We start from the raw sequence: 24,034 nt of genomic DNA on the forward strand, positions 1-24,034 counted from the left end.
AAAGCCACGCGGAACTTGCGCGGCTTCTCGGACAGCAGAGCGCGCTGATCAATTGATCTGGGAAGAGTCTTTCATCTTGGCGATATCGCGCAAGGCGTCCGTCAGCACATCGACGGACTGCGCGCCCATCACGGCATATTTGCTGTCGATGATGAAGCAGGGAACGCCGGTGACGCCCATGTCGCGGGCCATCTCGATTTCTTTGGAAACCGAATCCTTGTCGGCATTCGAAGCGAGCAGTGCTGCGATCACGGCGCGGTCGAGACCGGCCTCGGCCGCGATATCCAGCAATACCGCGTGATCGCCGACATTGCGACCCTCTTCGAAATTCGCCTTGAACAGCAGCGTGGCGACCTTGCTTTGTGCCTGCGGGCCTTCCGTCAGGGCCCAGCGGACCAGCCGGTGGGCATCGAGCGTATTGGGGCTGACCTTCACCGCATCGAAATTGAAAGCAATGCCATCCTGCTGGCCAAGCCCGGTCAGCATATCGTGGGCGCGATCGACCGCTGCCTGGCCACCCAGCTTGGCGGCAAGGTGTGTCTTGTGATCGACGCCTTCCGGCGGCAGATCGGGATTGAGCTGATAGGGACGCCAGTTCACCGTGACAAATATCTCCCCCGCAACATTGGCGATTGCCTGATCGAGCCGCGCCTTGCCGAGATAGCACCAGGGGCAGACGACGTCGGAGACGACGTCGATGTTTACATGGTCCATGGCGCTTGCTCCTTGCGCTGAAAATCATCGATCAGCGACATAGGCGCCCGCGTTTCCGCTTTCAATGCGTTACCAAAAGTATACCGACGCCAAATCAGTGCTACTGCACAGTTTCATCCCACCAGGTCGGCAGCTGATAGCCGTAGAGCGGTACGACGCCCGGCCGGCCGATGCGTTTTTCGCGCGCCACCCATTGCGCGCCGACGTGATAGAGCGGCACGAGGTAGAAATTGGAGACCAGCAGGCGATCATGGGCGCGAACCGCAGCGGTGAAGTCCTCGACGCTGGTGGCACGCAGGATGGCGTTGACGAGCGTGTCGACATCCTTATCGGCGACGCCGGCGAAGTTTTGGCTGCCCTGCTCGTCGCGCGATTCCGAAGACCAGCGGCCAACCTGTTCGATGCCCGGCGAGAGGGAGGAAGGAAAGGACTTCACGATGATATCGTAGTCGAAAGATTGACTGCGTTGCTGATATTGCGAATCATCGACGGTTCGCACCGACGCACTGATGCCAAGCGCTGCGAGGGAGCGCTGATAGGCGAGCGCCATTTTCTCCTGTCCCTCGTTCTGGGTCATGATCTCGAAGGCAAGCGGTACGCCCTGCTCGTTGACCATCTTGCCGTCCTTGACGCCGTAACCGGCTTCGCGCAACAGCGTCACGGCTTCGCGCAGCACGTTTCTGTCGCGCCCGGAGGCGTCGGTGACGGGCAGCCTATAAGTGCCGTCAAGGACGGAAGGATTGATACGATTCCTGATATCACCGAGAATAGCCAGCTCACGGTCATCGGCGGCAACGCCGAGATAGGAAAGGGCCGAATTCTGCCAGAAGCTCTGCGTGCGCGTATAGGCGCCGTCGAAAAGGTTCTTGTTCACCCATTCGAAATCGAAGACGAGGGCCAGACCCTGGCGGAGCTTGATATTCTGAAACATCGGCCGGCGTGTATTGAAGACGAAGCCGAGCATGCCGGAGGGCGTCTTCGGCGTGAACGTGTCCTTGATCACCTTGCCCGACTGGACCGCCGGGAAGTTATAGCTGCGCGACCATTTCGTCGGGCTGCCTTCTGGATAGATGTCGATTTCGCCTTTCTTGAAGGCCTCGAACAGGGTGTTGTCCTGCAGGAAATATTCTACGGAAATTTGATCGTAATTGTCAAAACCAACCTTGCTCGGTAAATCCTTTGCCCAGTAATCCGGATTGCGCTTGTAGACGATGCGCTCCCCGGGTCGGACATCGGCCACCTTATAAGGACCGGAACCGAGCGGGAACTTGAGCGAAGTCTGGTCGAACGTGGCCACGTCCGTCGCATGCTTCGGCAGGATTGGCGTCAAGGCGATCAGCAGTGGAAATTCGCGGTCGGCCTTGTCGTTGAAAGTGAAGCGGACACTGCGGTCGCCGACCTTTTCCATCTTGGCGACACTGTCGAGGCGCGTGCTGAACGGGATACGGCCCTTGTCGCGAAACAGCTCGAAGGTGAAGATGACATCGTCGGGGGTCACCGGCTGACCGTCGGCCCACTTGGCCTTGGGGTTCAGGTTGAACTGAATGAAGGTGCGGTCGTCATCCCATTCCACTGTCTCGGCCAGCAGGCCATACAGCGAAAACGCCTCATCGCGCGAGCGCTGCATCAGCGAATCATAGACGAGATTGCCATATTCCGGATCGAGCATGCCGCGCGCCGTGGTGCGCTGGCTTTTCAGGATGAACGGGTTGAGGCTGTCGAACGTGCCGACGACGCCATAGGAGACGTGGCCGCCCTTTTTCACATCCGGCTTGACGTAAGGGAAGTTCTTGAAATCGGCGGGCAGGGCGGGTTGGCCATGCATGGCAATGCCATGGACCGGCTCGGCCTTAGCAGCCACCCCCGTACTGAGTGCGGCCAGCAGCGAAATCAAACCCAAAAATAATGCGCGCAAGCCCGCCTCCCGCTGTCGTCGATCATGTGAATCACGGCAAATTATCACGTTGACCAGCATTTCCAACCGGCAGATACTTTAAAAAACTGAAGCCGACCCAAGAGTTGATTGCAAAAAAATTCCGGAAAGACTGGATATCCGTGGCCGCTCACTGTAACAGGTGTTCCCGGAGACGAGGGTCATGCAATTGCCTTATTTGCCCAACAGGAGAGCGGGCAGCTGACCATTGATGACGAGCGGCTTGAGACTGCTCAGACACCGGAATTCAGGAGACGGATATCGTTATGATCTTCAAGTCGAAATTCACCAAAAAGGCTGCGCTGTCGGTATTTGCCGGCGCAGTCGCCGTTGCCGCGATGCCGGCCGTGTCTTTTGCGCAGCAGGCTGCTGGCGCCGGCCGTCCGCCGCAGGGCTGGTTCAAGGTCTGCACCAAGCAGGAAGACAACGATGTCTGCATCGTGCAGAACCTCATGACGGCCAGCAATGGCCAGCTGATCACCGCCGTAGGCCTCATCAGCGTTCAGGGCAAGGTCAACCGCAAGGTGCTGCAGGTTTCGGTTCCGTCCGCACGCCTCATTCCGCCCGGCATCCAGATGCAGATCGACGGAGGCAAGGGCTCCAAGCTCGACTACGCCATCTGCATGCCTGACAAGTGCGTTGCCGAAGTGCCGCTGAGCGACGCCGTTCTTGCCAACCTGAAAAAGGGCGGGGAAGTGGTCTTCACTTCGGTGAACTTCCAGCGCGCGCCGAACCCGATCAAGATGTCGCTCGAAGGCTTCACCGGCGTGTTCGATGGCGAACCGATCGAACAGTCCAAGCTCGAAGAGCGTCAGCGCCTGCTGCAGGAAGAAATGCAGAAAAAGGCCGAGGATGCCCGCAAGAAGCTGGAAGAAGCCCAGAAGGCCGCCAAGGCAAACTGATTGCCGATCCAATCAAGCAAAAAAACAGCCCGGACGAAAGTCCGGGCTGTTTTGCTTTCAGGGTAAAGCCATCACGGATGGCCTATCTCAGTGCTGGACGACCGCCTTGGGCTTGTATTGACCGACGGTCTCCGGATCGAAGAAAGCGTTCACCTGCGAATGACGCATAGGCTTTCCGCTTTCATCCGAAACCAGGTTCTGTTCGGAGACATAGGCGACATATTCCGTTTCGTCATTCTCTGCGAGCAGGTGGTAAAACGGCTGGTCCTTGCTCGGGCGAACTTCAGCGGGAATTGAATTCCACCATTCCTCGGTGTTGGCATATTCCGGATCGACGTCGAAGATGACCCCGCGGAATGGAAACACGCGATGGCGAACAACCTGTCCAATCTGAAATTTAGCGTCTCTTTGTTTCATCATGTTAGGTTCCTTTCGCGTTATTATGTGGTGGTTTTTCAACAAACATCAATAGCGAAGCTCAGCGAGAGCGCCGACGTCCGGTCGTTGGAATATTTGGCGAGCAAGCACACAAGATGCCGTTGCTTGCCTCTCCCGGAAATTCGTCGTACCTCATTTGCGAGGAGTTTTTCGTGGCGGATATCGCATGACCAATCAGTGGGGCAGGAACAATCAGCCGACGCGCGGCGGTGGTGCGTCCAGCCTTATGCTGCCCGCAGTCCTTTGCCTGGCGCTGATTGGCGCCGGCGGTTATTTCTGGTTTGCCCGCCAGCAACTGCAGACGGAAGTCGCGGCGCTGAAAGCCGAGACGGCCTCGCTGACTGCCGAACTCGCCAAAGTCACGGTTGAAAAGGATAAGGCGACCAGCAATCTGGTCGAACTCAAGAAGAATTCCGGCAATTGGGCCGAGCAGCTGGAAAAAGACTATGCCGACCTGAAGCTGAACGAGGTACCGAAGCTCAATCGGCTGCTCGACAAGCGCGACGCCGATATTTCCGCGCTGGAAAAATTGCTTGCGACGGAAAAGGCCGCCGCGAAATCCGCCGCTGATGATTTCACCGCGACGATTGCCAGGCTCAACGAGCAACTGAGCGCCGCAAAGGCGGATGCCGCCGACGCAGCGGCACAGGCGCAAAGTCTCGGCGCCGACAAGATCACCTTGAACAAGCAGGTCACCGGTCTGAAAGCGGCTTTGGAACAGGCCATGGCGGATACCGTTGCGGCGCGAAAGGCGCTGGAGCAGAAGGTGACGGAGGCCGAGAAAAAGCCCACCACGTTCAAATCCGCGCTTGACCTGGCACGCGACGTCCAGATCCAGACATTGGAGCAGAGCCTTGGCGAGGAACGCCGGAAGGTCGAAGTGCTGGAAAAGCAGCTTGAGGATCAGGCCGCAGCAGCGGCCGCGGCAAAAGTGACGGTCACGACCCGGTCCGATACGCCCGCCGCCGAGGAGCCGGTATCCGAAACCGAGCAGACCGTTCCAAGTGTCGGATCGAGGCCGCGCGACCGCCTGCTGGTGGAAAATATCATTGGCGCGACACGCGGCGTGGGCTTTCTCGACGATGAAAAGAAACAACGCCTCAAGGACCAGCTGGCGTCAGGCGCCTGCGTCACGGATGCGCTTGAAAGCGTTTTCGACAAGGTGCCGCTGATCCTGATGCGCAACCTGATGCGTGATTTTAAGAGCGACTGCTGACAATCGGCATCCGCCTGCCAAGCCGGGCGGTCTTTGGTGGAGAAGACATGATGTTTCGACTGAGTTTTGCTGCCGCCACGATATGTGCGGCTCTTTCGCTCAATCCCGTATCGGCGGCCGAGTTCGAAAAGAACATCATGACCGGCGGACCGCAGGGGACCTATATCCAGATCGGGCGGGATGTCGCCACACTCGGCAAGACGTGCGGCCTGACGCTCAACGTCAAGGAATCCGCCGGCTCGCTCGAAAACTTCGTCGGTGTCCGCAACAGCAAGAACACCCAGTTCGGTATCGTTCAGAGCGACGTGCTTGAATACCTGAAGACGTTCGAGGCCGACGATCCGGAGGTGCAGCAGGCGGTGCGCGGCGTGCGCATCATGTTTCCGCTCTACAACGAGGAAATCCATGTCCTTGCGCGCGCCGACATCAAGGATATGGAAGGCCTGGCCGGTAAGAAGGTTGCCGTCGGCGTCAAGGACAGCGGCACGTTCCTGACATCCTCCCTGATCCTCGATATCCTGCAGGTGAAGACCGGTGAGCGTGTGCCGCTCAATCCCGACGCGGCGCTGCCGAAACTGTTGTCCGGCGAGATCGATGCCTTCTTCTATGTGGCCGGCGCGCCGGCGGCGCTGTTCAAGAACAATCCGATCGACGGGACCAAGTTCCATCTCGTGCCGATCACCGAAGCGCCGTTGCTGGCAACCTACACGCAGTCACGCATCGATGGCGGCACCTATGCCTTCCAGAAGGAGCCTGTCGATCTGATCGCCGTCAAGGCTGTGATGATGACCTATGACTACGACATCAAGCGCAATGCCTATCAGCGGGAAAGCTGCAAGGCCGTGTCGGAATTTTCGAACCTCATTCTCAACAATCTCGACACGCTGCAAGAGACCGGCCATCCGAAGTGGAAGGATGTCGATCTGACGGCACTGCCGCCGGGTTGGCAGGTCGGCGTCTGCGTCAAGGCGGGCATGGCGCTCGACTACAAGCCGGCGTGCAAGGCGCCGGAAGCGGCAACCCAGCAGCCGGATGGCAACGAGGAGTATCTCAACCTGTTGAAGCAGCGGCTGAAGAAGAAGTAAGGCGAGGAAAGATCTCCAAAATAAAAGGCCGGCTTCGCGAGAAGCCGGCCTTTCGTTTGAGGAGAGGACCCGCCAGGGCGGGTCCGAAACAGGCCGTTAAGCCGAGTAGTACATGTCGAATTCGACCGGATGCGGGGTCATTTCGAAACGCATGACTTCGATCATCTTCAGCTCGATATAGGCATCGATCTGGTCATCGTCGAACACGCCGCCAGCGGTCAGGAACTTGCGATCCTTGTCGAGGCTTTCCAGCGCTTCGCGCAACGAGCCGCAGACGGTCGGGATCTTCTTCAGTTCCTTCGGCGGCAGGTCGTAGAGATCCTTGTCCATCGCCTTGCCGGGATGGATCTTGTTCTTGATGCCGTCGAGGCCGGCCATCAGCATCGAGGCAAAGCCGAGATAGGGGTTTGCCAGCGGGTCGGGGAAGCGGACTTCGACGCGCTTCGACTTCGGGCCGGTCCCGAACGGGATGCGGCAGGACGCGGAACGGTTGCGGGCCGAATAGGCGAGCAGCACCGGCGCTTCGTAGCCCGGAACCAGACGCTTGTAGGAGTTGGTCGTCGGGTTGGTGAAGGCGTTGATCGCCTTGGCATGCTTGATGATGCCGCCGATGTAGAACAGGCAGGATTCCGACAGGCCGGCATATTCGTCGCCGGCGAAAGTCGGCTTGCCGTCCTTCCAGATCGACTGGTGCACGTGCATGCCCGAGCCGTTGTCGCCGAAGATCGGCTTCGGCATGAAGGTCGCCGTCTTGCCATAGGCGTTGGCGACCTGATGCACGACATACTTGTAGATCTGGATCTTGTCGGCGTTGCGCACCAGCGTGTCGAACTTGACGCCGAGCTCGTGCTGGGCGGCCGCCACTTCATGGTGCTGCTTTTCGACAGTGACGCCCATTTCGGTCAGCACCGTCAGCATTTCGGAACGCATGTCCTGGCAGCTGTCGATCGGCGGAACCGGGAAATAGCCGCCCTTGACGCGCGGACGGTGACCGAGGTTGCCGGTCTCGTAGTCGGTGTCGTCGTTGGACGGCAATTCCGAACTATCGAGCTTGAAGCCGGTATTGTAGGGATCGGCCTTGTACTTCACGTCGTCGAACACGAAGAATTCCGGCTCCGGGCCAACGAAGATGGTGTCGCCGATACCGGATGCCTTGAGATAGGCTTCGGCCTTCTTGGCGATGCCGCGCGGATCGCGGTTATAGGCCTCACCGGAAACCGGGTCGAGGATGTCGCAGACGATAACCATGGTGGACTGCGCAAAGAAGGGGTCCATGTGCACGGTTGCCGGATCCGGCATCAGCACCATGTCCGACTCGTTGATGGCCTTCCAGCCGCCGATCGAAGAACCGTCGAACATGACGCCGTCGGCGAACATGTCCTCGTCAACGCAGCCGACGTCCATCGTCACGTGCTGCAGCTTGCCCTTCGGATCGGTGAAGCGCAGGTCAACGAACTTGACGTCGTTATCCTTGATTTGCTTGAGGATATCATTTGCAGTCGTCATTTTTTGAAAGTCCCTCTTTTGAGATGACGAGGTATGCCCGGGCCGAACGGCCAGGCGGATTAGATGGCGTCGATGCCGGTTTCACCGGTACGGATTCGAATGACCTCTTCGATATTGGAGACGAAAATCTTTCCGTCGCCGATACGTCCGGTCTGGGCGGCGTTCCGTATGGCCTCGATCACGGCCTCCGCGTTTTCATCTGCCAGCACGACTTCGACTTTCACCTTCGGGAGAAAATCAACAACGTATTCCGCCCCACGATACAGTTCCGTGTGGCCCTTCTGGCGTCCAAAACCCTTCGCCTCCGTGACGGTGATCCCCTGCAGGCCAACTTCCTGAAGGGCTTCCTTCACTTCGTCAAGCTTGAAAGGCTTTATGATCGCTTCGATCTTTTTCATGAGAAAATGTCTCTCCGCTTCTCCCGTTATGGCAGGCTTATGCCCGCTCGCCCTCAATATGCATTTTACATGCCAGATATGGCAAATGCGATGTCTTTTTGGATGAAAACTCCTCCATCTGTCATGATCATATCCCTTTATTCGGAATAAACAGCGCCTTTTGCCTATTTTTTATGAATTTTTCTGTGGCAACGGTGGTTGTGCGCAGCTTGTTGCGCTTAACACTCCGTTAAGCGTCATAATTGAGCGCCAAATATGTGCAAATGCATAAAAAATATACAAAATTAGCCTGTATTTTATGCTTGTCGGTTCGCCGGCTTGGGGGCATTTTGATGCCATGCCAATGGACCGCGATGCCTTCATCATTACTCCCGCCGAAATGTCCGCGATCGATCGCGATGCGGCCCTGTCGGGAATCGACAGTTTCAGGCTGATGACATCGGCCGGGATGGCCGTTGCGGCCGCCGCCTTGCGGTTTTATCCCGAAGCACTGCGGTTTGTGATCCTTTGCGGGCCTGGCAACAATGGCGGCGACGGATATGTCGCCGCCGCCACCCTATGCCGGAGCGGAGTGCCAACCGGGGTTTATGCCCTGGGCGATCCGGCTCGTCTCAAAGGCGACGCCGCCCGCGCCCATGCGGAATGGGGACGCACCGCGGAATCGCTTGCGCAATACAGGCCCAAGCCCGGGGACGTCGTCATCGACGCCCTGTTCGGCGCCGGCCTGTCGCGCCCGGTCCCGGATGAAGCGGCGGTCGTGATCCGGGCCATCAAACACGAGGACCTGCCTGTTATCGCCGTAGACCTGCCGTCGGGTGTTGACGGTCGCAGCGGGCAGGTGCTGGGCGAGAGTTTTCACGCCAGCCACACCGTCACATTCATGGCGCGAAAGCCGGGCCATCTGCTGATGCCGGGCCGGACGCTCTGCGGCAGGCTGGAGATTTTCGACATCGGCATACCCGAGCGAATCCTGCGCATCCGAACAGCCGGGCTTTGCGAAAACGGCCCGCATCTCTGGGCCGGTCATGCGCGTGCCCTTGACCCTTCGGCCCATAAATTCAAACGTGGTCATCTCGCCGTTTTCTCGGGCGGCCCGCTGGCAACCGGCGCCGCGCGCCTTTCCGCCATGGCCGGGCTGAAGGCCGGAGCGGGGCTGGTCACACTGGCGTCGGCCTCCGCCGCGCTCAATGTCAATGCAGCCCATCTGACAGCTGTGATGCTGAAGGAAGTCGAGGATGCCGGCGCTCTCGCCCTCTGGCTTGCTGACAAGCGGGTCAGTGCCTTCGTGCTCGGCCCGGGGTTTGGCGATATGGAAACAGCGCGCCGATATGCGCTGATGCTCAGCGACCGTGCACTGGTACTCGATGCCGATGGGATCACCGCTTTCAAGGGCGATCCGGCGTCGCTTTTCGACGCCTATGCCGGGGGAGAAACCCGGCTGGTCATGACCCCGCACGACGGCGAGTTCGCCCGGCTGTTTCCGGACATCGAGGCTGACCCTAGTCTCTCGAAGGTCGACCGCGCCATCGCTGCTGCCAGACGCAGTCACGCCGTCATCGTCTACAAGGGCGCCGATACGGTGATCGCATCGCCCGACGGCCGCGCCGCGATCAACACCAACGCGCCGCCCTGGCTTGCGACGGCCGGATCAGGAGACACGCTCGCCGGCATCATCGGCGCGCATCTGGCGCAGGGCATGCCGGCCTTCGAGGCCGCCGCAGCCGGTGTCTGGCGTCACGGGCGGGCGGGGGCGAAAGCCGGCGAGGGGCTGACGGCGGAAGACCTTGCAGCAGCAATCGAACCGCTCCCTGCCTTTTCCTGATCAGTCGACCCGCTTCTGCAGCGCCCGTGCACCGTTCGGCGCATTGACCTTGCCCTCGGTAATGAAGAACGCAAAAACGTCGCGCGGCTTCTTTTCCGGCTTGTGCGTGGGATCGCCAAGTTCGAGTTCATCGACCATTCCGCCGGAAGCCCAGGTCTTGACGCGATCGGCCCAGAGATCGAGCCGCTTCGCGTCATAGCAAGTCTCGACATCATCGCTGCCTGTCTGAAGCCGGATATAGACAAAATCCGACGTGACGTCGGCGATCATCGGATATTCGGCATGGTCGGCGCAGACCACGGCGACATTGTATTTCGCCAAAAGCGCAATGAATTCCGGCGTGCGGAACGACGGGTGGCGCACCTCGACGACATGACGCAGCGTCAGGCCATCCTGCTTCTCCGGCAGCAGCGCCAGAAACGCGCCGAAATCGTCGGCATCGAACTTCTTGGTCGGCATTAACTGCCAGAGAATGGGGCCGAGATGCGGCCCCAGCTCCGTCAGACCTTGTCCAAGAAACTTGCCGATCGATTCACCGGCTTCCGCCAGCACCTTCTTGTTGGTGGCAAAGCGACTGGCCTTCAGAGAGAAGACAAAACCGTCCGGAACTTCCGAGGCCCATTTGGCGAAGGTTTCCGGCTTTTGCGAACCGTAATAGGTGCCGTTGACCTCGATGACCTTTAGCTGGCTGCTGGCAAATTCGAGCTGCCGCTTCTTCGACAGCGTTTCCGGATAGAACGTCCCCTCCCAGGGATCAAAGGTCCAGCCGCCGATGCCGCAGCGGATCGTGCCTGATTTGGTCATGTTTTCCTCGCTGTAAGTTTTACTCCGCCGCGGCCATCTTGCGGATCGGCCGCCGCTCCAGCAATTCCTTCAGGAAGGCGCCGGTATGCGACCGTTTTTCCTTGACGATGTCCTCGGGTGTTCCCGCCGCGATCACCTCGCCGCCGCCGTCGCCGCCTTCCGGGCCGAAATCGATCACCCAGTCGGCCGTCTTGATGACTTCGAGATTGTGTTCGATGACGACGACCGAGTTGCCCTGGTTGACCAGTTCGTGCAGCACTTCGAGCAGCTTGGCGACGTCATGGAAATGCAGGCCGGTTGTCGGCTCGTCGAGGATATAGAGCGTGCGGCCGGTCGAGCGTTTCGACAGTTCCTTGGCAAGCTTGACGCGCTGCGCCTCGCCGCCCGACAGGGTGTTTGCCTGCTGGCCGACCTTGATATAACCGAGACCGACGCCCTGCAGCGCCTGCAGCTTGTCGCGCACGGCAGGAACCGCTGCGAAGAACTCGACGCCTTCCTCGACGGTCATGTCGAGTACGTCGGCGATCGACTTGCCCTTGAAATGGACGTCGAGCGTTTCGCGGTTGTAGCGCTTGCCGTGGCAGACGTCGCAGGTGACGTAGACATCCGGCAGGAAGTGCATCTCGATCTTGATGACGCCGTCGCCCTGGCAGGCCTCGCAGCGGCCGCCCTTGACGTTGAAGGAGAAGCGGCCCGGCTGATAGCCGCGCGTCTTTGCCTCCGGCAGGCCGGCAAACCAGTCGCGGATCGGCGTGAACGCGCCGGTATAGGTGGCGGGATTCGAGCGCGGCGTGCGGCCGATCGGCGACTGGTCGATGTCGATCACCTTGTCGATATGCTCGAAGCCGTCGATCCGGTCGTGTTCGGCCGGATTTTCGCGAGCACCCATGATGCGCCGCGCCGCCGCCTTGTAGAGCGTCTCGATCAGGAAGGTGGATTTTCCGCCACCCGATACGCCTGTGACTGCCGTGAAGATGCCGAGCGGGATCGATGCCGTGACGTTCTTCAGGTTGTTGGCGCGGGCGCCGACGACGGTGATTTCCTTTTTCTTTTTCGGCTTGCGCCGCTCGGCCGGAACAGAAACCGCCATTTCGCCGGACAGGTATTTGCCGGTCAGCGAATTCGGATTGGCGAGGATTTCCGGCGGCGTTCCCTGAGCGACGACTTCGCCGCCATGAATGCCGGCCGCCGGTCCGATATCGACGACATAATCCGCCGACATGATGGCATCCTCGTCGTGCTCGACAACGATAACGGTGTTGCCGATATCGCGCAGATGCCGCAACGTATCGAGCAGCCGGGCATTGTCGCGCTGGTGCAGGCCGATCGACGGCTCGTCGAGGACGTAGAGAACGCCGGTGAGACCCGAGCCGATCTGCGAGGCCAGCCGGATGCGCTGGCTCTCGCCGCCCGACAGCGTGCCGGAATTGCGCGACAGGCTGAGATATTCGAGACCCACGTCGTTGAGGAACCGCAGCCGCTCGCGAATCTCCTTGAGAATGCGCACCGCGATTTCGTTCTGCTTGGCATTCATATGCTCCGGCAGGACGTCGAACCAGTCGCGCGCCACGCGGATCGACATCTGCGTGACTTCGCCGATATGCAGCTTGTTGATCTTGACCGCCAGCGCCTCCGGCTTCAGGCGAAAGCCGGCGCAGGCCGGGCAGGGGGCCGCCGACATGTAGCGTTCGATTTCCTCGCGCGCCCAGGCGCTGTCGGTTTCCTTCCAGCGGCGTTCCAGATTGGGCACGATGCCTTCGAAATTCTTGGTGGTGTTGTAGGAGCGGGCGCCGTCTTCGTAGTGAAAGCTGATCTTTTCTTCCGTGCCCTGCAGGATGGCGTGTCTGGCCTCGTCGGACAGATCGGTCCATTTGCTCGACAGCTTGAATCCGAAGGCTTTGCCAAGCGCTTCGAGCGTCTGGTTGTAATAGGGCGACGACGATTTCGCCCAGGGTGCGATGGCGCCGTTCTTCAGCGTCCGGTCGGGTTCCGGGATGATCAGCGCCTCGTCGATCTTCTGCTGGCTGCCGAGACCGTCACAGGTCGGGCAGGCGCCGAAGGGGTTGTTGAACGAGAACAACCGCGGTTCGATCTCCGAAATAGTAAAGCCGGACACCGGGCAGGCGAATTTTTCGGAGAAGAGAACGCGCTCGTGCGTCTCGTTCAGCGACTTGTTGGCCGATCCACCGGCCGAGGTTTCCTCCGGCGGCAGCGGCTTGTCGGCGAACTCCGCAATCGCCAGGCCGTCGGCGAGCGTCAGGCAGGTTTCAAGGCTGTCGGCCAGACGGGCCGTCAGGTCGGGACGCACGACGACGCGGTCGACGACGACATCGATATCGTGCTTGTATTTTTTGTCGAGCGTCGGCGCCTCGGCGATTTCGTAGAACTGCCCGTCGATCTTGACGCGCTGAAAGCCCTTCTTCATCAGTTCGGCAAGCTCTTTCTTGTACTCGCCCTTGCGGCCACGCACGATCGGCGCGAGAATGTAGAGGCGCGTGCCTTCGCCGAACTCGACGACGCGGTCGACCATCTGGCTGACCGTCTGGCTTTCGATCGGCAGGCCGGTCGCGGGCGAATAGGGCACGCCGACACGGGCGAACAAGAGGCGCATGTAGTCGTAGATCTCGGTGACCGTGCCGACGGTTGAGCGCGGATTGCGCGAGGTGGTCTTCTGTTCGATCGAGATCGCCGGAGACAGGCCGTCGATCTGGTCGACGTCAGGCTTCTGCATCATTTCGAGGAACTGGCGGGCATAGGCCGACAGGCTCTCGACATAGCGCCGCTGGCCCTCCGCATAGATCGTGTCGAAGGCGAGCGACGATTTTCCGGAGCCGGAAAGACCGGTCATGACGATCAGCTTGTTGCGCGGCAGATCGAGATCGATGCCCTTCAGATTGTGCTCGCGCGCGCCGCGGATGGAAATGGTCTCGAGTTTGCTCATCGTGCCCAGCTTTTGATCTGCATTGGAAAGCTCCTTATTTAAGGTCGCCAGCGGCCATGTCGAGGCACAAGGTCAAAAACAGCGGGGCTTTCCGAGTCGGTTGACAGGATATTACAAACTTATTAGAACAAAGAAAGAACAAAATTCGAAATCTGTTGTGGATGACACAATGCAAAGGGGCGTATGCTTGGCGGTCAGCCGCTAAGATGCGCGCTCTGAATTTGGTAGCCGGGTTGAAAAGCCCGGCAGGATAGCGGGAAAAGCAAGATGGCAGGCAGTGTCAACAAGGTGATTTTGATCGGCAACCTCGGGGCAGACCCGGAAATCCGGCGCACGCAGGACGGCAAGCCGATCGCCAACCTGAACATTGCAACGTCGGAAAGCTGGCGCGACCGCAATTCCGGCGAGCGCAAGGAAAAGACCGAATGGCACCGTGTGGTGATCTTCAACGAAGGCCTCTGCAAGGTTGCCGAACAGTATCTGAAAAAGGGCGCCACGGTCTATATCGAAGGCCAGCTGCAGACCCGCAAATGGCAGGACAAGGATGGCCAGGACCGCTACTCGACGGAAGTTGTGCTGCAGGGCTTCAATTCGACGCTGACCATGCTCGGCGGTCGCGGTGACGGGCAGGGTGCCGGCGGTGGCCGGGGCGGCTCGGAATACGGCGGCGGCAACGCCGGTGGTGGTTCGGACAACTATGGCGGCGATTACGATCGGCCGTCCTCGGCGCCATCGGGCCGCTCCGGCGGCGCGAGCAGCAGCGGCGGAAACTTTTCGCGCGATATGGACGACGATATTCCGTTCTGATCAAAGCGCTAACAGTCAAAAAGGCCCGGGAAATCGGGCCTTTTTCGTCAGTGGGACCTGGGTTTATCCTGGGTGTTCACAAAGCCATCGTCGATTTGACGCCGTCGACGACGAACTGCACCGCCAAGGCGGCGAGAATGACGCCGAGCAGCCGGGTCAGGATGGCGCGACCGGTCACGCCCAGGAACCGGTCGATGCGTTCTGCGATCACCAGCGCAGCAAACAGAATGGCCAGGCAGACGGCGATGACCAGGATCAACTGAACCCGGTCGATCGTCGCCGAGAAGGAGCCAGAGAGCAGGATCGTCGCCGAGATGGCGCCGGGGCCGGCAATCAGCGGTAGCGCCAGCGGAAATACCGCGATGTTGTGGATGTGGTCGCGGGTAATGGCGGCTTCGCCGGTCTTTTCCTTCCGCTCGTTGCGCTTCTCGAAAATCATCTCGAATGCGATCCAGAAGAGCAGCAGCCCGCCGGCGATCCGGAAGGCACCGATGGAGATACCGAGCAAGCCGAGAATGCCGTTTCCGAACAGCGCGAAGGCCGAGAGGATGAAAAACGCGATCAGCGTGCCGCGCCGAGCAACAAGAAAACGCTCGTGCCGGCTCATGCCGACGGTGAGGCTGAGGAAGATCGGTGCCAGGCCGGGCGGATCGATGGTGACCAGGATGGTGGTCAGCGCATTGATCAGAAGGTCGATGTGAGTCATCCCATTCCCCTCGCGGCCTTGTTTATGATGACCGTCTGATGGATTGTTAGGCGACGGCAGCGCCGAATGAAAGGGCTGTCTTCCACCGTTCTGCCGCTTTTGCCTTGCAAATGCCTTTGAGAGCGCCGAAGAGCCTAAAAGGCTGTTCAAAACCCAGCCCTGAAATTGGCGCTCGCCGATGCATTCGGCTATAAAAATCTGTCTGATTCTGAACAAAGATCGTGATCGAAATTGACTGAACAAACCACACCCGGCGGCGGCAAGAATCCACCAGGCATCGAGCCTATTTCCATCATGGAGGAAATGCAGCGGTCGTATCTCGATTACGCCATGAGCGTTATCGTCAGCCGTGCTCTTCCCGATGTTCGCGATGGCCTGAAGCCCGTGCACCGCCGCATCCTGTTCGGGATGAGCGAACTCGGTATCGACTGGAACAAGAAATACGTCAAATGCGCCCGCGTCACCGGGGACGTGATGGGTAAATTCCATCCGCACGGCAACTCGGCCATTTACGATGCGCTGGCGCGTATGGCGCAGCCCTGGTCGCTGCGCCTGCCGCTGATTGACGGTCAGGGCAATTTCGGCTCGATCGACGGCGACCCTCCGGCAGCCGAACGCTACACCGAGTGCCGTCTGGAGAAGGCGGCGCACGCGCTGCTCGACGACCTGGACAAGGAAACAGTCGATTTTCGCGACAACTATGACGGCACGCTGAGCGAACCCTCGGTCGTTCCCGCGAAGTTCCCGAACCTTCTGGTCAACGGCGCCGGCGGCATCGCCGTCGGCATGGCGACGAACATTCCGCCGCACAATCTGATCGAAGTCGTCAACGGTTGTATCGCCCTGATCGACGAGCCGGCGCTTGAGTTGCATCAGCTGATGGAGATCATTCCAGGCCCCGACTTCCCGACCGGCGCCTTCATCCTCGGCCGCTCCGGTATCCGTTCTGCCTACGAGACCGGCCGTGGCTCCGTCATCATGCGCGGCCGCGCCATCATCGAACCGATGCGCGGCGACCGCGAGCAGATCATCATTACCGAAGTTCCCTATCAGGTGAACAAGGCGACGATGATCGAGAAGATGGCCGAACTGGTCAAGGACAAGCGCATCGAGGGCATTTCCGACCTGCGCGACGAGTCCGACCGCCAGGGCTATCGTGTCGTCGTCGAACTGAAGCGCGACGCCAACGCCGAGGTCATCCTCAACCAGCTTTATCGCTATACGCCGCTGCAAACCTCTTTCGGCTGCAACATGGTGGCGTTGAACGGCGGCAAGCCGGAGCAGATGACGCTGCTCGACATGTTGCGCGCCTTCGTCGCCTTCCGCGAGGAAGTCATCAGCCGGCGCACCAAGTACCTGTTGCGCAAGGCGCGCGACAGGGCGCACGTGTTGGTCGGTCTCGCCATCGCCGTTGCCAATATCGACGAGATCATCAAGCTGATCCGCAGTGCGCCGGATCCGGCGACAGCGCGCGAACAGTTGATGACGCGCCGCTGGCCGGCATCGGACGTCGAAAGCCTGATCCGCCTGATCGACGATCCGCGCCACCGGATCAACGAGGACCTGACCTACAATCTCTCGGAAGAGCAGGCCCGCGCGATCCTCGAACTGCGCCTTGCCCGCCTTACAGCGCTTGGCCGCGACGAAATCGGCGACGAACTGAACAAGATCGGCGCCGAGATCAGCGACTACCTCGATATCCTGTCGTCGCGCATCCGCATCATGACTATCGTCAAGAACGAGCTTATCGCCGTTCGCGACGAATTCGGCACACCGCGCCGCACCGTGATCGTCGAAGGCGGTCCGGACATGGACGACGAGGACCTGATCGCCCAGGAAGACATGGTCATCACCGTGTCCCATCTGGGCTACATCAAGCGTGTGCCGCTGGCGACCTATCGTGCCCAGCGCCGCGGCGGCAAGGGCCGCTCCGGCATGGCGACGCGCGATGAGGATTTCGTCACGCGCCTGTTCGTCGCCAATACCCATACGCCGATGCTGTTCTTCTCGTCGCGCGGTATCGTCTACAAGGAAAAGGTCTGGCGTCTGCCGGTCGGCACGCCGCAGTCGCGCGGCAAGGCGCTGATCAACATGCTGCCGCTGGAGCCAGGCGAACGCATCACCACGATCATGCCGTTGCCCGAGGACGAGACGACCTGGGAAAACCTCGACGTCATGTTCTCGACCACGCGCGGAACGGTCCGACGCAACAAGCTGTCGGACTTCGTCCAGGTCAACCGCAATGGCAAGATCGCCATGAAGCTCGAGGAGGAGGGCGACGAGATCCTCTCCGTCGAGACCTGCACGGAAGACGACGACGTCCTTTTGACGACGGCGCTTGGCCAGTGCATCCGCTTCTCGGTCGACGACGTCCGCGTTTTTGCGGGCCGCAATTCGATCGGCGTTCGCGGCATCACGCTGGGCGAGGGCGACCGGATCATATCGATGACCATCGTCGGCCATGTCGATGCTGAACCGTGGGAGCGTGCAGCCTACCTGAAACGTGCTGCAGCCGAACGGCGTGCGGCAACCGGCGAGGACGAGGAAATCGCTCTGGTCGGCGAGGACGTGACTGAAGAAGGTCAGCTTGATGATGCCCGTTATGAGGAACTCAAGGCACGTGAACAGTTCGTGCTCACGGTCTCCGTCAAGGGCTTCGGCAAGCGCTCGTCCACCTACGACTTCCGGACCTCCGGCCGCGGCGGCAAGGGTATTCGTGCAACGGACACGTCCAAGACCGGCGAAATCGGCGAGTTGGTCGCAGCCTTCCCGGTGGAAGACAAGGACCAGATCATGCTCGTCTCCGATGGCGGCCAGTTGATCCGCGTTCCCGTTGGCGGCATCCGGCTTGCAAGCCGCGCCACCAAGGGCGTGACGATCTTCACGACCGCCAAGGACGAAAAGGTGGTCTCCGTCGAGCGGATCAGCGAACCCGCCGAAGAGGATGAGGAAATCGCTGATGGGGCGGACCTGCCGGAGGGCGAGGCACCGACCGAGCCGCCGGTCGCAACGGAAGAATAAGATCTTCCATCACATCATCAAAAGCCGGGCGGTCATGATCGCCCGGCTTTTTCTTTGTGGTTGAATTCGCCCGCCCAAGAATTAATCCTGCTGCTGTACCGTTACAGAGATGATTCCCGCATGGGAGATCGGTGCGGGGGATGGGGAACATCATGGGGCGTTTGACACGGCGCGCGCTGGTGGCTGGAGCATCGGCAGGCCTTGGCGTCTATGCCGGGCGCACCCTGCTTGCACCGACAAGTGCCTCCGGTCCTGTTTTTCCAGCACCGATGGCGGCGCAGAACGGCGGCATAGTCCTCAACGATGCCAGCGAACTCTTGCCGACGTCCGTTGCCAGGCACATCACCGTCACGGCCGATCCCGTGACGCAGACCGTCGAGACCATCCGCGCGATGATGGCGGAGGCGCGCAATGCCGGCCAACCTTTTGCAGCCAGCGCCGCGCGCCATTCGATGGGCGGCCAGAGTCTCGCAAAGGATGGCACGGTCCTTACCCTGGACCAACAATGGGTGGAAGCCGACACCGCCGCCAAAACCTATCGCGTCGCCTCCGGCACACGCTGGTCCACCGTCATCGCCAGGCTTGATGCCATCGGCTTTTCGCCGGCCGTCATGCAGTCGAACAATGATTTCGGCGTTGCCAGCACCTATTCTGTCAATGCCCATGGGTGGCCCGTGCGTTTCAGCGGCTGCGGCAGTACCGTGCGCTCGGTGAAGATGCTGCTTGCGGATGGCACGCTCGTTACCTGCTCGCGCAGCGAAAACACCGAGCTTTTTCAGCACGCCATGGGCGGCTACGGCCTGATCGGTGTCATCACCGAACTCGAACTCGACATGGTGCCGAACAGCCGCCTCGGCCCGACATTCGAGCCCGTCGCCGGCGCCGATCTCGGCTGGCGGTTTGCAAAGATGCTGGATGCCGATCCCTCCATTCTGATGGCCTATGGTCGTCTCGATGTGTCGCTCGACCGGTTCTTCGAGGATGGTTTGCTGGTTTCCTATCGCCCCGCAGCAAACCAGTCCGATATTCCGGCGGCCACCGGCTCCGGTTTCGTCAGCCGCGTGTCGCGCGAAATCTTCCGTCGGCAGGTGGGGTCGGACTGGATGAAGCACGCGCGCTGGTGGACCGAAACCTCGCTTGGACCAGGGATCGCAGGCGAGGCGACGCGCAATAGCCTGATGAATGAACCGGTCGTCACGCTCGACGATCTCGATCCGTTGCGCACCGATATCCTGCATGAATATTTCGTAGCACCTTCGCGCTTTGCCGAATTCGTTGCGCTTTGCCGGGATGTCATTCCGGCGTCTTTCCAGCAGCTGCTGAACGTGACGCTGCGTTACGTCGATACCGATCGCGACAGCGTGCTTGCCTATGCCACCGAGCCGCGCATCGCCGCCGTCATGCTGTTTTCGCAGGAAAAGACGGTGCGTGGCGAGGAAGACATGGCGCGCATGACGCGGGAACTGATCGAGCGGGTGCTTTCCATCGGCGGGACCTACTATCTGCCTTATCGTCCGCATGCCTCGGTCGACCAATTCGTCCGCGCCTATCCACGCGCCGCTGCCTTTGCCGTCAAAAAACGCGAATTCGACAAGGGTCTTCTTTTCCGCAATCATTTGTGGGACGCCTATCTCGGCAAGCTTTGAAAGGATCGTTCGTGGGGAAATTGCGCATCATTGCGGCCTGTTATGCCATCGCCCTGTTGGGTGCTGCGTCGCTGAACTATATCCCCGGATTGACCGACGATCAGGGCAGGGCCTTCGGCATCTTCGCCCTCGATATCTACGATGACAGCCTGCATGTCGCGTCGGCAGCATGGGCGGCGATCGCGGCATGGCTGTCCAACCGGGCGGCAAAAAACTTCCTTCTCTATTTCGGCGTACTCTATTTCGGCGACGGTCTGCTGGGGCTGATCACCGGCTCCGGCTATCTTGACCTCGGCATCATCAACTACGGCATCCAGGACCTGCCGTTCGGCTTCAAGATTCTCGCCAACCTGCCGCATCTGGCTCTGGGCGGTTTCGCCGTTCTGTCGGTTTTCCTCTTCCGCAAGGAAGTTGCCTGATGCGGGTGGTGTGGAAGCTCCTCAAATGGAGCCTTGCAGCGATCCTGCTGGCGGTCCTGCTGCTGTTGAGCCCGGTCGCCTATATCGAGACATTCTGTCATGGCGCGCGTAAGCAAGATCCTTATACGCCCTTGATCAAGGACGCTGCATTCCAGAGAAGTGAGGCCAATACATTTCTCACCTATCCGGAGTGGCACATCGTCTACGCCTATGACGGACTGGCCGAGACGCTGAAGACCGGTGACGAGCATGCCTTCGATTACCTTTCCAGCATTCGTGGTTTCTGGACATCGACCTGCGCGCTGACGAAGATCGCAGACGCACATGGCGGCGCCGATTCGGCGACACGCATGACAATCCATACGATCGGCGTCAGCTTTACCCTCGAAATGGCACTCAAGGCCGCCTATGAAGAAACGATTGGCCGTGTGACGGCGATGCTGCGCGGCGAGAAGAAAACGCCGCAGGATCAGGTGGCGGCGGGCATGGCGGTCGAATACGCCGCCTTCCTGCGCCAGACCCCCTGGTACATGTACCCCTTCGATCGTCAGGTCGCGAAACTTGAAGAAGCGCCGATGACCGATCCGATTCGCGGCTGGGAGCGCCGCTTCGCTCTCGGCACGGAATGGCGGGCAAAGACGCTATACGCAGGCATGATCGCCAGTGCCGTTGCCGGCACCACGGGTGCTGCCCAGCTCGAAATTCGCAGCATTGTCAGCGGATTGCCCGCAAGCGAACTTTTGGCCATTGCCGGCGTCACGGTGATTGGCGAAAGCGGCGGCGATATCGAGATACAGACCCCGCGCTACGACCTTTTCACGCGCATTCTGGTGGAGGTCGCCGCTAAGGGTGGCGCGATCCGCGAGATTGCCGGCAATGACGACATCATGGTGTCCGTCACGGAGAAGCCGGATCAGACCTCTCCGGGGTTGCCCGGAACCGAGATTGCCCGTGTCAACAGGGAGGGCTTTGACGGCAGCAGGGTGCTGATGGCTGTGAAGGTCAGCGACCTTGCCGCTCTGCTGCGGATCGCGCCCTTGGCTGATCCCGGGCTCGAACATGTCTTTGATTATTAAGCCGGCAAAGGCCCTTGTGACGGCCGTTGCGCTCGTTTTCGTCTGGTATGGTGCAATGGCCGGGCTGTTCAGGCTTTCCGAGCAGGCACCGGGCGCTTTGGTGCTGTTTCCAGGTCGTCATCTGTCGCCGCAAGAGCTGCCCCCGGGCATCTCCGTCCTGAAGTGGAACGATATTTTCGCCATCCTTGCCAGCGATGACGCAGGTTATGTCGGCGCGCTCTATGCGGCCGGTTTTCCTTTGGTCTTTCCGGCAAGAAGCAGCGGTTGTCTCAGCTATCGCGGGCGTTAAACCTTATCAGGACAAAGAAAAACCGGACTGGCAGGGGAACCGTCCGGTTTTTTATGTCAGCGGGTACTGGAGGTTACCGCTGTGGGAAAATCTGGAATATCGCAGGCGTTACACGGGAAAACCACCGGCATCCTGACTGATGGCCTTCATCGCGTTTCTGTCGCGCTGAAGTTCGAAAATGGTTTTGGAGAAATCGACCAGGAACACGATACTAATCACTGCCGATATGAGCATCATTGTGATGGCCATTGCGGTCTTCTCTCTACTTTGCCAGGCGGCCGCGGGTAAGACCGGAGCCGTCGTTGCGCGCTTCGTTTCTGATTGCGTTTGCCGTTGCAAAAAGCATGACAAAAAACATGGTCATCGACAGAAGAATAAGTGCCATAGCTGTGATCCCTTCAGCCTTATAACGGCTACCTTGGTAAAAAGTTCCGTTCTGTACTTCGCAAGATAGGCAATTCTCTTTGAAGCGACCTTGAACGTTACATTCATTTAGCGTTCATCCTGCCCAGGCGCTGTTTCCAAGGGAACACGGTTGCGCGGCGACGGCACTCCCTTGCGATTGCGCTCGGTCCGTGACAAAAGGCTTCGAAACGGAAACAGGCGCGATGACCACTGCTTTTTACCCCGGCTCCTTCGACCCCATGACGAACGGTCACCTCGATGTGCTGGTGCAGGCGCTGAACGTGGCGCCGACCGTCATCGTTGCGATCGGTATCCACCCGGGCAAGACGCCGCTGTTTTCCTTCGAGGAGCGCGCAACGCTCATTCGCCAGTCGCTGAGCGAGTTCCTTCCGGAAAGAGCCGGCGACATCTCGGTCGTTGCCTTTGACAATCTGGTTGTCGATGCCGCGCGAAAACACGGCGCATTCCTTTTGGTGCGCGGGTTGCGCGACGGAACGGACCTCGACTATGAAATGCAGATGGCGGGCATGAACCGGCAGATGGCACCCGATATACAGACCCTGTTTCTACCGGCCGGAACGGCATCGCGGCCCATTACCGCCACATTGGTCCGCCAAATCGCGGCCATGGGCGGTGACGTCAGCGCCTTCGTGCCGAAAGCCGTTCACCAAGCGCTCAGCGCAAAACGCAAGTCCTGACGCGTCCATTTCATCTTCACGGGAGCTATCATGAAAATCCTCCAACTCGCTTTCGCCAGCGCCGTTGTCCTTGCATCGCTGACCGGCAATGCCTTTGCCCAGGCCAAGGAATACATCACCATCACTCTGAAGGACGGACCTGTCGTTATCGAGCTTCTGCCCGACGTTGCACCGAAGCATGTTGCGCGCATCAAGGAACTGGCGGAAGCCGGCGAATACAACAATGTCGCTTTCCACCGCGTCATCCCGGGCTTCATGGCCCAGACCGGCGACGTCCAGTACGGCAATATGGAAAAGGACTTCAAGCCGGAGATGGCCGGCATGGGCGGCTCGTCCAAGCCGAACGTCGAGGCTGAATTCTCCAAGGTTCCGTTCGCACGCGGCACGGTCGGCATGGCGCGCAGCCAGGATCCGAACTCCGCGAATTCCCAGTTCTTCATCATGTTCGCGCCCGGCGACTTCCTGAACGGCCAGTACACGGTCGTCGGCCAGGTCGTCGAAGGCATGGAGAATGTCGACAAGATCAAGAAGGGCGACGAAGCCAACAATGGTTCCGTCACCGATCCCGACCGCATGATCAGCGTCAAGGTCGGCAAGTAACAACCGCTTTAAACAGGCACACGATAAGCGCGCTGCTACAGACACGCCGCTACAAACACGAAGGAGAAAACCATGGCCGAGATCAAGGATCCGGAAAACACCATCATCATGGAAACCACCAAGGGGCAGGTCGTCATCCAGCTTCTGCCCGACCTGGCGCCGGGCCATGTTGCCCGCATCAAGGAATTGTGCGCCGAGGGCGCCTATGACGGCGTCGTGTTTCACCGCGTCATCGACGATTTCATGGCGCAAACCGGCGACGTGCAGTTCGGCAAGACAGGCGGCAAGGACTTCAACCCGGCCCGCGCCGGCATGGGCGGCTCTTCCAAGCCGGACCTGAAAGCTGAATTCTCCAATGTGAGCCATGTGCGCGGCACGTGCTCCATGGCCCGCAGCCAGATGCCGAACTCGGCCAATTCGCAGTTCTTCATCTGCTTCACCGACAGCCCATGGCTGAACAAGCAGTATTCCGTCTGGGGCCAGGTCATCGAAGGCATGGACAATATCGACAAGATCAAGAAGGGCGAGCCCGTCAAGGATCCCGACAGCATCGTGTCGATGAAACTTGCTGCCAACGCCTAATTCAGGCTATTGCCAAAACCCGTCCC

Annotated in this window: 23 protein-coding genes; 13 read left to right on the plus strand and 10 right to left on the minus strand. The window is 59.8% G+C overall.

Going from position 1 to position 24,034, the window contains the following annotated elements:
- Window positions 1-48: 48 nt before the first annotated feature.
- Both J2Z75_RS01465 and J2Z75_RS01470 read right to left on the minus strand, forming a co-directional pair.
- On the minus strand, window positions 49-714 hold the full coding sequence (locus J2Z75_RS01465) for a DsbA family oxidoreductase (RefSeq protein ID WP_209846644.1): 666 nt from the start codon (window positions 712-714) through the stop codon (window positions 49-51).
- Window positions 715-814: 100 nt separating this feature from the next.
- Entirely contained in the window at window positions 815-2,689 is a 1,875-nt protein-coding gene (locus tag J2Z75_RS01470) for an extracellular solute-binding protein (RefSeq protein ID WP_209846647.1), read from the minus strand.
- A 224-nt stretch (window positions 2,690-2,913) separates the two neighbouring features.
- Between J2Z75_RS01470 and J2Z75_RS01475 the strand changes: the two genes are divergently transcribed.
- Window positions 2,914-3,549, plus strand: a complete 636-nt coding sequence (locus tag J2Z75_RS01475) for an invasion associated locus B family protein (protein ID WP_209846650.1) — start codon at window positions 2,914-2,916, stop codon at window positions 3,547-3,549.
- An 87-nt stretch (window positions 3,550-3,636) separates the two neighbouring features.
- Here J2Z75_RS01475 and hspQ read toward each other — a convergent pair whose 3' ends face one another.
- On the minus strand, window positions 3,637-3,966 hold the full coding sequence (gene hspQ, locus J2Z75_RS01480) for a heat shock protein HspQ (protein WP_209848681.1): 330 nt from the start codon (window positions 3,964-3,966) through the stop codon (window positions 3,637-3,639).
- Between the two features lie 187 nt (window positions 3,967-4,153).
- On the opposite strand from hspQ, the gene J2Z75_RS01485 reads away from it, so the two are divergent.
- Together J2Z75_RS01485 and J2Z75_RS01490 are read left to right on the plus strand one after the other, a co-directional pair.
- Window positions 4,154-5,203: a hypothetical protein gene (locus tag J2Z75_RS01485; protein WP_209846653.1), complete on the plus strand. Its 1,050-nt coding sequence runs from the start codon at window positions 4,154-4,156 to the stop codon at window positions 5,201-5,203.
- Window positions 5,204-5,250: 47 nt separating this feature from the next.
- Window positions 5,251-6,288 (plus strand): TAXI family TRAP transporter solute-binding subunit, encoded by a 1,038-nt coding sequence (locus tag J2Z75_RS01490; RefSeq protein ID WP_209846657.1) that lies wholly within the window; start codon window positions 5,251-5,253, stop codon window positions 6,286-6,288.
- 96 nt (window positions 6,289-6,384) lie between these two features.
- Here the strand turns inward: J2Z75_RS01490 and glnA are convergent, their stop codons facing one another.
- Window positions 6,385-7,794 (minus strand): type I glutamate--ammonia ligase, encoded by a 1,410-nt coding sequence (glnA, locus tag J2Z75_RS01495; RefSeq protein WP_209846659.1) that lies wholly within the window; start codon window positions 7,792-7,794, stop codon window positions 6,385-6,387.
- Between the two features lie 59 nt (window positions 7,795-7,853).
- On the minus strand, window positions 7,854-8,192 hold the full coding sequence (locus J2Z75_RS01500; RefSeq protein WP_018324798.1) for a P-II family nitrogen regulator: 339 nt from the start codon (window positions 8,190-8,192) through the stop codon (window positions 7,854-7,856).
- 337 nt (window positions 8,193-8,529) lie between these two features.
- Between J2Z75_RS01500 and J2Z75_RS01505 the strand changes: the two genes are divergently transcribed.
- Entirely contained in the window at window positions 8,530-10,014 is a 1,485-nt protein-coding gene (locus J2Z75_RS01505) for an NAD(P)H-hydrate dehydratase (protein WP_209846662.1), read from the plus strand.
- Here J2Z75_RS01505 and J2Z75_RS01510 read toward each other — a convergent pair whose 3' ends face one another.
- Window positions 10,015-10,818 carry a DUF72 domain-containing protein gene (locus J2Z75_RS01510; RefSeq protein ID WP_209846665.1) on the minus strand — a complete coding sequence of 268 codons (804 nt, stop codon included), beginning with the start codon at window positions 10,816-10,818 and terminating at the stop codon, window positions 10,015-10,017.
- Between the two features lie 19 nt (window positions 10,819-10,837).
- Window positions 10,838-13,759 (minus strand): excinuclease ABC subunit UvrA, encoded by a 2,922-nt coding sequence (gene uvrA / locus J2Z75_RS01515; RefSeq protein ID WP_209846691.1) that lies wholly within the window; start codon window positions 13,757-13,759, stop codon window positions 10,838-10,840.
- Window positions 13,760-14,026: 267 nt separating this feature from the next.
- Between uvrA and J2Z75_RS01520 the strand changes: the two genes are divergently transcribed.
- Window positions 14,027-14,566 carry a single-stranded DNA-binding protein gene (locus J2Z75_RS01520; protein ID WP_209846695.1) on the plus strand — a complete coding sequence of 180 codons (540 nt, stop codon included), beginning with the start codon at window positions 14,027-14,029 and terminating at the stop codon, window positions 14,564-14,566.
- 76 nt (window positions 14,567-14,642) lie between these two features.
- On the opposite strand, the gene J2Z75_RS01525 is transcribed toward J2Z75_RS01520, so the two are convergent.
- The gene (locus J2Z75_RS01525) at window positions 14,643-15,272 is read right to left on the minus strand and encodes a MarC family protein (protein WP_209846698.1); all 630 of its coding nucleotides are present in this window, start codon (window positions 15,270-15,272) and stop codon (window positions 14,643-14,645) included.
- 231 nt (window positions 15,273-15,503) lie between these two features.
- Here J2Z75_RS01525 and gyrA point away from each other — a divergent pair, with 231 nt between their 5' ends.
- The 5 genes from gyrA to J2Z75_RS01550 all read left to right on the plus strand — a co-directional run bounded on the left by gyrA (window position 15,504) and on the right by J2Z75_RS01550 (window position 21,723).
- Complete coding sequence (gene gyrA, locus J2Z75_RS01530; protein ID WP_209846701.1) at window positions 15,504-18,293, plus strand: DNA gyrase subunit A; 2,790 nt, start codon at window positions 15,504-15,506, stop codon at window positions 18,291-18,293.
- A gap of 152 nt (window positions 18,294-18,445) precedes the next feature.
- A complete protein-coding gene (locus J2Z75_RS01535; protein WP_209846704.1) occupies window positions 18,446-19,939 on the plus strand; it encodes an FAD-binding oxidoreductase in 1,494 nt (497 codons plus the stop codon).
- 11 nt (window positions 19,940-19,950) lie between these two features.
- Window positions 19,951-20,358, plus strand: coding sequence for a DUF4383 domain-containing protein (locus tag J2Z75_RS01540; RefSeq protein WP_209846707.1), 408 nt, complete (start codon window positions 19,951-19,953; stop codon window positions 20,356-20,358).
- Complete coding sequence (locus J2Z75_RS01545; protein ID WP_209846711.1) at window positions 20,358-21,434, plus strand: hypothetical protein; 1,077 nt, start codon at window positions 20,358-20,360, stop codon at window positions 21,432-21,434. The genes J2Z75_RS01540 and J2Z75_RS01545 overlap by 1 nt, the downstream gene beginning before the upstream one ends.
- A complete protein-coding gene (locus J2Z75_RS01550) occupies window positions 21,418-21,723 on the plus strand; it encodes a hypothetical protein (RefSeq protein WP_209846714.1) in 306 nt (101 codons plus the stop codon). Before J2Z75_RS01545 ends, J2Z75_RS01550 begins: the two co-directional genes overlap by 17 nt.
- A gap of 108 nt (window positions 21,724-21,831) precedes the next feature.
- Here the strand turns inward: J2Z75_RS01550 and J2Z75_RS01555 are convergent, their stop codons facing one another.
- On the minus strand, window positions 21,832-21,972 hold the full coding sequence (locus tag J2Z75_RS01555; protein WP_209846717.1) for a hypothetical protein: 141 nt from the start codon (window positions 21,970-21,972) through the stop codon (window positions 21,832-21,834).
- A gap of 13 nt (window positions 21,973-21,985) precedes the next feature.
- Complete coding sequence (locus J2Z75_RS29495) at window positions 21,986-22,108, minus strand: hypothetical protein (RefSeq protein ID WP_268842024.1); 123 nt, start codon at window positions 22,106-22,108, stop codon at window positions 21,986-21,988.
- A gap of 223 nt (window positions 22,109-22,331) precedes the next feature.
- On the opposite strand from J2Z75_RS29495, the gene coaD reads away from it, so the two are divergent.
- The 3 genes from coaD (at window position 22,332) to J2Z75_RS01570 (ending at window position 24,008) form a co-directional block, all read left to right on the plus strand.
- Window positions 22,332-22,826 carry a pantetheine-phosphate adenylyltransferase gene (gene coaD, locus J2Z75_RS01560; protein WP_209846720.1) on the plus strand — a complete coding sequence of 165 codons (495 nt, stop codon included), beginning with the start codon at window positions 22,332-22,334 and terminating at the stop codon, window positions 22,824-22,826.
- A gap of 30 nt (window positions 22,827-22,856) precedes the next feature.
- Complete coding sequence (locus J2Z75_RS01565; protein WP_209846723.1) at window positions 22,857-23,426, plus strand: peptidylprolyl isomerase; 570 nt, start codon at window positions 22,857-22,859, stop codon at window positions 23,424-23,426.
- Window positions 23,427-23,498: 72 nt separating this feature from the next.
- Entirely contained in the window at window positions 23,499-24,008 is a 510-nt protein-coding gene (locus J2Z75_RS01570) for a peptidylprolyl isomerase (protein ID WP_209846726.1), read from the plus strand.
- Window positions 24,009-24,034: the final 26 nt, after the last annotated feature.

It is taken from the genome of Rhizobium herbae, from assembly GCF_017873135.1.
GTDB lineage: Bacteria > Pseudomonadota > Alphaproteobacteria > Rhizobiales > Rhizobiaceae > Pararhizobium > Pararhizobium herbae.